Here is a 9,887-nt window from a genome sequence, read left to right as displayed (position 1 = left end):
TACTTGCCGGCGTGGTTGCATGAGTACAACTGGCATCGCCCACATGCCAGTCTGAGTTATTTACCGCCGATTAGCCGGATAGCTTCTGTGAACAACCTGGTGGGTTTACACAGCTAGCTCCCACAATGTTTTTCGGTTGATCTCAAATTCTGCGACTGACTGACAACTGTGGGAGCTAGCCTGCTAGCGATAGGGCCTCCACATTCAAAGAAGATGTTGAATGTGCCGCCGTCATCGCTAGCAGCTCCCACAGGGGCGTCATTGCCCGACAAACCACCGGTAATACGGATTCCCGCCATCCCCGCGCATCACCTCGCGAATATCCCGAGCCCAGGCATCGCGGTCGCCGTCATAGGCGTGCAGGCTTGCCCGGTAAAACTGCATCAGGCGTTGCCTGTGGGTGTTCATTCGCTCGTCGAAGGCAGCATCAGCGTTCAGCAGTGGTGGGGCGATGTGCAGGTCCAGCAGCGCCGGCAGCACCCGCGTGATTTCCTTGGCCCGCACCCACGGCGCGTACTCGATACGCGGTTGATCGTCGGTCACGGGTTGAGCGTCAGCGGCGAAGCGTTCCAGGCCGGCGCGATCAGTGACCCAGGTGGCGAGCAGTGCGGCGGCCGAACCGATACCTACATCCTGCAAGGTGCCGCGAACACTGTCCTGCTGGAAGCGCTGGCTGATTTTCGCGGCATCCAGCTCGATCGGCTCCATCGAGCCCACCAGCAGCATCTCGTGGAACTCGCTGGTCCACAGAGTGGCGTAGGGGTAAACATCGAGGAAGCTGCGCACCAGCGAACGCGAGTCATCGATGTTCTGCGTCGGCAAGGGCAACCACTGCGCGACCAGGCCTTGTTTGTTCAATCGACTGGCGGCCAGTTGGTAGAAGTCCCGGGAATACAGATTCACCACGCCGGCCGCGGAGGGGGGCGGTGGTTCGAGGGTGATCAAGTCGTAGCGCTGCGGATTGCGCAGCAATTCCTGGCGACCGTCCCGCAGACGTACGTCGACACCGGGGTCGGCGGCCGCATTGAAGTTGCCCTTGAACAATGGCGCTGCCTTGACTACCGCAGGCAGCAGTTCGGCAACCACGCGATGTTCAAGGCCCGGATAGCGCGTCAGGGCGCCGGCGGTAATGCCGGTGCCAAAACCGATCACCAGCGCCGAGCGTGGTTCGCCGTTATGGATCAGCAGCGGCAACAACGCCTGGATGCGCATGTAGCGCAGCGATGGCATGGCGTCGCCGGTGTTAGAGACGCCTTGAATGTACAAACGCTGGAAAGCCTTCTGGCCTTTGCCTTGGGTGACAACGGCGACGGTTCCGCCGCGTCCTTCTTCGTAAAAGCTCAACGTAGCGTTGCGCGCACCGGGCAGCAGGCTGGCCAGTTTGTCCACCGGGGTAAACACGGCCAACGCCACGGCCACCAGCCCGAGGGCGACCACCGCCTGACGCCGGCCTTTCTTGACCCCATGCCCTTTGCGCACCGCAAAATAACCAATGCCGGCGGCGATAATCGCCAGCAAACCCAAGGTACGGACTAGCCCCAGCAGCGGGATCAGCACAAACCCGCAGAGCATGACGCCGACAATCCCGCCCAGGGTGTTGAACGCCACCACCTCACCCACATGGCGCCCGACATGGTCGCGACCGACGCTCAGACGCAATGCCACGGGAAACGCAGCCCCAAGCAATACCGTCGGCACGAACACGATGCTCAGCGCCGCCACCGCAAAACGTGCGCTCATGCCCAGCAATTCGCTGGCACCGAGCGACAGTACCCACGCTTCCACGACACTTTGCGCGAGCACCAGCCAGCGGCCCAGCAAGGCAATTTCCAGCAGTGCGACCAGTCCGGCACCGGCAATCAGCAAACCGAACACGCCCCAGGGATCGCGCAGGCGATCGACTCGGCGGGCGAGCAGGGCGCTGCCCAGAAACAGTCCGGTCAGATAAGTAGCCAGTACCACGGCGAAGGCATAGGTGCGGGTACTCATGAACTGCACGATCGACTGCGACCAGACCACTTCGTAACCCAGTGCCACGCCACCGGCAATCGAGTACAGCCACAGCGCCAGTCGATCCGGGGCTTTATCGGTGTGGTGCCTGACCGGCGTATCGCTGGCCAACGGACGTTGGCGCTGAAACCACAAGGCGCCCGCCGCCGCCAGCAGGTTGAGCATTGCAGCGGCCAGGGCGCTGCCGCGTACGCCAAGCGTGGCAATCAGTACGAACGCCGCGAGCAGGGTGCCAGCGATGGCGCCAGCGGTGTTCGCGGCATATAGGTGGCCGCCGGCCTTGCCCAGTTGTTGCGGGTCAGTCGCCAGGGAGCGAACCAGTACCGGCAGGGTGCCGCCCATCAACAGCGCTGGGATGCCCACCAGTGCAAAGGGCAGCAGCCACGCCAGCAGGCCGATGTGCTGTTCCAGCCAGGCAAACGGGCTGGCCGCCAGGCTCATGGCGTAGGTTGTGCCAACGCCGAGTATCGCCACCAGCACTTCCAATCCGGCATAAAGCAGAACCGGTTGTTGCAACCTGTCCGCCCACCGTCCGAGCAACAGGCCACCCAAAGCCAGGCCGGCAAAAAACGCGCTGATCCCGGTAGTGATGGCATACACCTCGACGCCTACGACCAGCGACAGCTGCTTGATCCACAACACCTGATACACCAGCGCCGCGGCACCGGAGACGAACAATAACAGGGCAGGGATCAACAACGCCGGGGAGGCGACTTGAGGAGCAGGTATGGCCGACGACTTGCTGGCGACACGTGAGGACATTGCGGGGTGCCTTGTTCCAGTTCAAAAACGTTTGTGACCGTGCTGGCCTCATCGCAGGCAAGCCCGCTCCCACAGGGTTGTTGTCGTACCGGAGATCCAGTGTGGGAGCGGGCTTGCCCGCGATTGGGGCCGACACGGTCCCAAGTTGCAAATAGGGCCGCTCGCCGATTAGGGCGAGCGGCGGTCAAGCGGTGTTATTTTGCAGCTTTCATTTTTTCGGCAATTTTCTTGTCAACTTCCTCGCGGACCTGGTCGATGCTGAAGCTCGCCGGGCGTTGGCTTGGCGGATAGTCGACAAAGGTCTGCAGGAAGGCCGCGGATCTGCGGATGCCGTCGAACAGCAGGTAGTCGTTCTTCGCCAGCCAGTCGTAGTATTGATCAGACACTACGTCGGCACGCTCGTAGGGGTCCATGCGCAAGTTGAAGAGCTTGGGCACGCGCAGGCAGGTAAACGGCTCGCTCCAGACCTTCATACCACCCGGAGCCCGCTGCTCGCAGAAGACCACCTTCCAATCGTTGTAGCGCATGCTCACCAGTACGCCGTCATCGTTGAAATAGTAGAACTCGGTGCGCGCACTCTTGTCGGTCTTGCCAGTCAGGTAGTCCAGCTGGTTGTAGCCGTCCAGGTGCACCTTGAAATTTTTCCCGCCGACGTCAGCGCCCTTGAGCAGACGGTCCTTGATATCGGTGTCGCCTACGGCGGCCAACAAGGTCGGGAACCAGTCCATTCCGGAGAACATCTGCGTGGACACCTCGCCGGGCTTGACCTTGCCCGGCCAGCGAATCATCGCCGGTACCCGGTAGGCCCCTTCCCAGTTGGAGTTTTTCTCGTTGCGGAACGGTGTAGTCGCCGCATCCGGCCAGGACCACTGGTTAGGGCCGTTGTCGGTGGTGTAGACGACGATGGTGTTGTCGGTGAGCTTGAGGTCATCCAGCGTCTTCAACAACTTGCCGACGTCACCGTCATGTTCAAGCATGCCGTCGGCATACTCGTTACCAACCATGCCGCTTTGACCTTGCATGGATTCACGCACATGGGTGTAAGCATGCATCCGGGTGGTGTTCATCCAGACGAAGAACGGCTTGTCCGCCTTGGCCTGTTTCTCGATAAACGCCTGGGCGGCGGCGGTGGTTTCGTCGTCGATGGTTTCCATGCGTTTTTTTGTTAGCGCACCGGTGTCCTCGATCTTGCCGTCGGCAAAACTGTGGATTACACCGCGCGGGGAGGCCGCCTTGACGAACTCGGCATCATCCTTCGGCCAGTACGGACGTTCCGGCTCTTCTTCGGCATTGAGGTGGTAGAGATTGCCGAAGAACTCGTCGAAACCGTGGTTGGTAGGCAGGTACTCGTCCTTGTCCCCCAAGTGGTTCTTGCCGAACTGACCCGTTGCATAGCCTTTGGCCTTGAGCGCCTGGGCAATGGTCACGTCCCGTGCCTGCAAGCCGACCGGTACGCCGGGCATGCCCACCTTGGAAAGACCGGTGCGCAATGCCGACTGCCCGGTGATGAAGGTCGAGCGTCCGGCTGTGCAGCTGTTCTCCGCGTAATAGTCGGTGAACATCATGCCTTCCTTGGCAATGCGATCGATGTTGGGGGTCTTGTAGCCGACAACGCCCATGGAATAGGCACTGATGTTGGTCTGGCCGATGTCATCACCGAAGATGACGAGGATGTTGGGCTTGTCGGCGGCCCCGGCGGTGGCCGAGAACGCCATCACCGAAGCCGCCAGCACGGCGGCCCTCGGTAACCACTTGCGCATGCGAGTCATATGACTTGCTCCTTCTGCTCATTTACGTCGCGTGATGCGACAACCGTTCGTTGCGGTCCAGCTTTACGCTTGCTACTGCACTTGCCCGTCGGTAGTTGCGTCGAACGGATAAATGCGACGCCATTCGGTTGCCATATCCACGACAGTCCATCCACGGTTCTTTGCTTCGTCCAGGGCCTTGTCCAGGCGGCCAATCTGCGATTGGCGGTCATAGGCCCACTCACGCTTGGCATCGGTGTGGTGCACCAATCCCATGAAGCGTTTGCCCGGTCCTGCGGCGGTCCACTGCAACATTTGCAGGTCGCCGTCTGAATTGCCGAACGCCAGAATCGGTCGGCGCCCGATCACCGCGTCGATGCTCACAGGCTTGCCCGGCCCGTCATCGTTATGGGCCAGTTTCGGTGTGCGCAGGATCGACGCCTTGCCATCCTTGTACTCAAACGTGGTGACAAATGTGGTGCCAATGACCTGCTCGGGCGGGATGCCGTAGACCTTTTCGGCAAAGGCGCGCATGAAGCCGGTGTCGCCACCGGAGACGATGTAGGTCTTGAAGTTCTGGCCACGCAGGTAATCGAGCATTTCCAGCATCGGCTGGAAGATCATTTCGGTGTAGGGCTTGCCGGTTTTTGGATGGCGGGCCTGGCTCAGCCAGGTCTTGGCATAGTCATCGAAGGCTTCGGTGGTCATGCCGGTGTGGGTCGCTCCGAAAATCTTCATCATGCCGTCCAGGCCCGTGGCGGCCAGGGCCTGGTGATCGTTCTCCAGTACAGCCTTGAACGGCTGGGTGGTTTTCCAGTCCGGGTGTTGAGCTGCGGTGCGCTTGACCTCCTCAAGGGCAAACAGCAACTCGAAGTACATCGGTTGCTCGCTCCACAACGTGCCGTCGTTGTCGAACACGGCGATGCGGTCCTCGGGTTTGACGAAATCCTTGCTGCTTTGGTCCGTCACGGCCTGGACGAACTCGATGATGCTCTTTTTCGACGGCCCCTCGTTCCATGACGGCAGGGGCTCGGCCGCCTGAACCAGCAAGGGCAGACTCAAGACCACAGTCAGCAAAAATTTGAACCCGTGAAACTGGCGCAATGCAAACGGACTCGTCATGGGAATTCCTTCTCGTGGACAGGGTTGAGTGGTCGCAACGCAGGAGCAACTGATTCTCTGTTGTGTTCAGCCAGACTATGCAGCGTAGTCAAGGATTGCCGGAGTTGGTGCAATGCCTGTTCTTTGCTCGGCTCACGGCCGTAACAGGCACGTAGCAGTGCTTGCAGGCGCGGCCCCAGGCCGGTGAGTTTCAGACCCTTGCCACTGCGGCGAATCCACAGATACAGGGCGCTCAACTGTGGCGGGTTGTCGTCCAGCTGTGCCGGGATCTGGCGCCAGGCATAGTCGCTGGAGGCCAGCCAGGCCGCCTGCCGTGCACGGCGTCGGGCCTGCCAGCCAAGGCGCGCGCGCTGCAACAGTGGGCGAGCGAACCAGCCGAGTGCCGCTACACCGAGCAGCAGCGCCAAAACACCCAAAAGGTTGCGGTTGAGATGCAGGCTGTTTTGCTGACCCAGTTTTTTCAGGTCCTCGGTGATCGAGAACACCGTTTTGTAGGCGCTGTTCGCCGCTGCATCAAAGTCGATTGCAGGCACCTGCGCGATACGGGGCTGGCGAGTGCTGGCATCCCACCATTTCACTTCGATGGGCGGGAGGCTGTAGTGGCCTTCGTTGTCGACCCGGTAAGTCACGGTGTCGATGCGCTGCCCGCCGCTGAAGTGGCCGCGGCCGTCATCCAGGTTTTTCACCTGCGGGGATTTCGCGTAACGGCTCAGGCCACGGACATCGCCCAGCGGTGTCGTCGGCAATGACATGGCCAGGGCGCCATCCGCCTGTAGGGTCAATTCGCGAGTAATGCTGTCGCCGACCTTTAGCGGGGTGGCCGAATTGATGATCTTTTGCGTGAACCGCAACCCCTGCGCCACCAGCACCGGCTCACCGGCCTGGAACCCCGGCGGTTGGGTCGAGGTGAAGTGCAGTGGCTGGCTCTGGGCGCTCAGTTCGGTGGTGGCCTGGCCGGGAGTGGCCTGCACTGTCAGCGGCGGAATGTCGAAACCCTGTGCCTGATTCGCAGTGATCAGGTAGCTGTAGCGCAGGCCATTGAACGATTTGCCCTCGACGGTCTGATTGATGTGCTCGGCATGGCCATCGGGTGGCATCACCAGTGCACCGGCCAGCTTCAGGTCGGGAAGGGTGGGGGCGCTGGTGAACCAGGTGTCGGTGAGGACATCGAGTTGCAGTTCGACGAGGCTGCCGACCATGGCGGATTCGTTGGGTTGCAGGCTGGCCTGGACTCTGAGTTCGGGTTCGGCGGCCAGGGTGGTTGTACTGATCAGGGCTATCAGTAAGGTGCCGAATAATGTGTTGGATGATCTGCCGCCATCGCGGGCAAGCCCGCTCCCACAGGGGACTGGTGGTGTATACAAATCCAATGTGGGAGCTAGCCTGCTAGCGATGGCCGCGACTCGGTCTATCAGGCCTGTCATGGTTTAGCCCCCACCTGATCCTGCAAACTGAACTTCTGTTTCAAAAACTTCGCCGGCGAAGTGCTGAGGTTCTGCAGCCACTGTTCATCCGACGCCGCTTGCTCCGTCTTCAGCGCCTTGCTCTGGCCCTTGCCCGGCGCCTTGTCCATCTTGATTTCATCGGGCTTGGTTTCCGGGGCGTTCTTCTCGGCATCTTCGGTGTCTTTCTGCAAGGCCATGGCCAGGGCGAGGTTGGCCGTGGCCTCAGGGAATTGCGGCTGCAACTTCAACGCCTGGGTGTAGGCGGCAATGGCATGGTCGAACTTGAAGCGACGCACGTAAATGTTGCCCAGATAGAAATACGCCTGGGGCGTTTGCAGGCGCGCGAAGCTGGCCAGGGCCAGGTCGAAGTCGGCGGCGTTATAGGCAGCCACGCCTTTCCAGTAAGGGTCGACAAACAGTGCCGCGGCTTGCGGGAAGTGTTCGTGCTCAAAAGCCCAGCGCCCTTGCTGGTCGCGAGTGAAAAAGGCGTCTGTAAGCGCATTGGCGTGCGCCGGTGTCGGTTGCCATCCGAGCCCCACGACCAGCAGCAATCCGGCCATCCAGTTCAGGTTCCAGCCCTTGCGCACACTGAAGAAAGCGATCAGCAGCAACGGCCAGCACAGCCAGTAGCCGGCATCTTTCCAGTGCAATTCTCGCTGTTGGTCACTGGTGGCTTGAAAGTGTTGTTGGGCGTGCAGATCGACCCAGTCCAGATCATCGTTGTTGAGCGTCAGACTGCCCAGCGGCGCATCCAGTGTTGATGCAAGCTGCTTGAGCGCCGCCTGATCAAAACTGCCCAGTTCAGGGCGGCCATTGCTGTCAGTGCGCGGCTGGCCACTGGCGTCGCGGATGATGCCACCGTCCTCGCTGCCGATGGCCAGGATCAGTACCTGCAACGCGCTGTTGTCGAGTTTCTTGTCCAGATCTGACAGCTGCGATGTGTCCGCGCCATCGGTGATCAGCAGCAGGGTGCCGGGTGATTTTTCAGCGGCCAGCAGGCGCTTGGCTTGCTCGATGACGGCACCGACATCCTTGCCTGCTTTACCGATCAAATCGGTACTCAGCGCCTGAATAAAGGTGTCGAGCAGGGCCGGGTCATCGGTCGGCGGTAACACTAGATGAGCACTGCCCGCGTAGGCGATCAGCGCATTGCGGGCACCGGCGCGGCGCTGGATCAGGTCGTGCAGTTTGTGTTTGGCCGCTTCCAGTCGAGTCGGTTGTACGTCGTTGGCGTCCATGGACGGCGACAGGTCGACGGCAATGATCAACGGCGCACGGTTCTCCAGGAAATCCGGACGATCCTGTTCCCATGTAGGCCCGGCTGCGGCAATCGCGCCGAGCACCAACAATGCGCAAACCAGATGCACCGGCCGCAGCCAATGCTGATCCTTCGGGGTAATCAACAGATGTGGGAGCAAGTGTTCAGCGATATTACCGCGCAGGCGTCTTTGCACATCCTGGCTGCGCCGCCACAGCCACGGCAGCAACACAGCAAAGGGCAGCAGCAACAGCCAGAGCGGACGCAGGAAGTGGAAGTTGCTGAGGTTGATTTCCAAATCAGGCCTCCTGCCGCTGACGAGCAATGGACAGGCGCGGCAGCAGCAGGGCGCCCAGATGATAGAGCGCAAGCACCACGATTGCCGCCCCTAGCGGCCACCAGAACAGATCCCGTTTCGGTTGATGACTCAGGGTTTTGACTTGATGCGCAGTGAGCTGGTCGAGGGTGCTGTACACCTGGTCCAGCGCGGTGCGATCTTCGGCGCGGAAGAAGCGCCCACCGGTGGCTTGGGCGATTTCCTGCAAGCCTTGCAGGTTCACTTTGGCTTCGCCTTCGGCATTCGGGTCGCCAATGCCGATGGTGTGAATCACCACGCCCTTGGCGGCCGCCATGGTTGCCGCGTGATCGGGGGTGATGGCGCTGCTGGTATCGTTGCCGTCGGTGAGCAGGATCAGGACTTTTTCCTGCTCATGGGCCTGGTCCAGCAGCTTCAGGCTCAACCCGATCGCATCACCGATCGCCGTGTTGGGACCGGCCATGCCGATACCGGTGTCGTCCAGCAACAGCGACAGGCTTGCATGGTTGAGGGTGAGCGGCGCTTGCGGATACGCGCCGCTGCCGAACACGATCAGGCCGAGGCGATCCTCTTTGCGTTTGTCGATAAAGCCGTGCACCACTTCCTTGACCGCGGCCAGACGATTGATCTTCTGGCCGTTGGCGTCAGTGAAGTCGGTGGTTTCCATGGACTGGGAAAGGTCGATGGCCAGCATCAGGTCGCGCACCGGTTGCTGGCGTTCGATGGGTTTTTCCACGAGTACCGGCCGTGCAGCCGCCACCAGTAACAGGCCCCACACCACGAGATTCATCAGCAACTGCCAATAATTGCTGCGGCTGCCGGCCTGAGTCGGGGCCTCACCAACCGCACGGCTCATGGCCCCGAAAAACGGAACGCGCACCGCACTGCGCGCCTCACGGTAATCGGGCAGGTAGCGATAACCCAGCCAAGGTAAAGGCAGCAGTAGTAACAGCCAGGGGTATTCAAGCTGCCACATGATGATGTTCCACCCAGTGTTTGCAGGTGTTGAACAGGTGGTGGCGTTGTTCGGCTGGCAGGGCGCGCAAGGTGGCTTCCGGCGCGTAAGCCAGCAATGCCAGCTGCCGGCTGAAATCGGCAGGGAGAGGCTGCTTTAGGTGCTGCTGCAAAAATGCCTGCCAGTCTTGTTCTCGAAGCGCCGCAGCCCCCCTGTAGGAGCTGCCGAAGGCTGCGATCTTTTGATGTTGATGTTCAGCGGGCTTGAAGCC

At 60.9% G+C, this 9,887-nt stretch carries 7 protein-coding genes and 1 pseudogene; 1 reads left to right on the top strand and 7 read right to left on the bottom strand.

Annotation, left to right across the window (positions count from 1 at the left end):
* A pseudogene (locus tag ACRESJ_RS32645) lies at positions 1 to 117 on the top strand (IS481 family transposase); the annotation flags it as partial.
* 141 nt (positions 118 to 258) lie between these two features.
* Here ACRESJ_RS32645 and ACRESJ_RS32640 read toward each other — a convergent pair.
* From ACRESJ_RS32640 to ACRESJ_RS32610, 7 genes are all read right to left on the bottom strand, one after another.
* Positions 259 to 2,772: a fused MFS/spermidine synthase gene (locus tag ACRESJ_RS32640; RefSeq protein ID WP_431761592.1), complete on the bottom strand. Its 2,514-nt coding sequence runs from the start codon at positions 2,770 to 2,772 to the stop codon at positions 259 to 261.
* Between the two features lie 194 nt (positions 2,773 to 2,966).
* Positions 2,967 to 4,541, bottom strand: coding sequence for an arylsulfatase (locus ACRESJ_RS32635; protein ID WP_431761591.1), 1,575 nt, complete (start codon positions 4,539 to 4,541; stop codon positions 2,967 to 2,969).
* A 72-nt stretch (positions 4,542 to 4,613) separates the two neighbouring features.
* A complete protein-coding gene (locus ACRESJ_RS32630) occupies positions 4,614 to 5,642 on the bottom strand; it encodes an HAD family hydrolase (RefSeq protein ID WP_431761590.1) in 1,029 nt (342 codons plus the stop codon).
* The gene (locus ACRESJ_RS32625; protein WP_431761589.1) at positions 5,639 to 7,066 is read right to left on the bottom strand and encodes a hypothetical protein; all 1,428 of its coding nucleotides are present in this window, start codon (positions 7,064 to 7,066) and stop codon (positions 5,639 to 5,641) included. Before ACRESJ_RS32625 ends, ACRESJ_RS32630 begins: the two co-directional genes overlap by 4 nt.
* Positions 7,063 to 8,643 (bottom strand): VWA domain-containing protein, encoded by a 1,581-nt coding sequence (locus tag ACRESJ_RS32620; protein ID WP_431761588.1) that lies wholly within the window; start codon positions 8,641 to 8,643, stop codon positions 7,063 to 7,065. Before ACRESJ_RS32620 ends, ACRESJ_RS32625 begins: the two co-directional genes overlap by 4 nt.
* A gap of 1 nt (position 8,644) precedes the next feature.
* The gene (locus ACRESJ_RS32615) at positions 8,645 to 9,637 is read right to left on the bottom strand and encodes a vWA domain-containing protein (RefSeq protein ID WP_431761587.1); all 993 of its coding nucleotides are present in this window, start codon (positions 9,635 to 9,637) and stop codon (positions 8,645 to 8,647) included.
* On the bottom strand, positions 9,624 to 9,887 hold a 264-nt coding region (locus ACRESJ_RS32610; protein ID WP_431761586.1), incomplete at its 5' end, for a DUF4381 family protein. The genes ACRESJ_RS32615 and ACRESJ_RS32610, both read right to left, overlap by 14 nt.

The sequence above is a fragment of the Pseudomonas sp. genome, from assembly GCF_050739655.1.
Classification (GTDB): Bacteria; Pseudomonadota; Gammaproteobacteria; order Pseudomonadales; family Pseudomonadaceae; genus Aquipseudomonas.
Note: the sequence above shows the minus strand (reverse complement) of the source record. Positions and strands in the feature narration are given on the sequence as shown.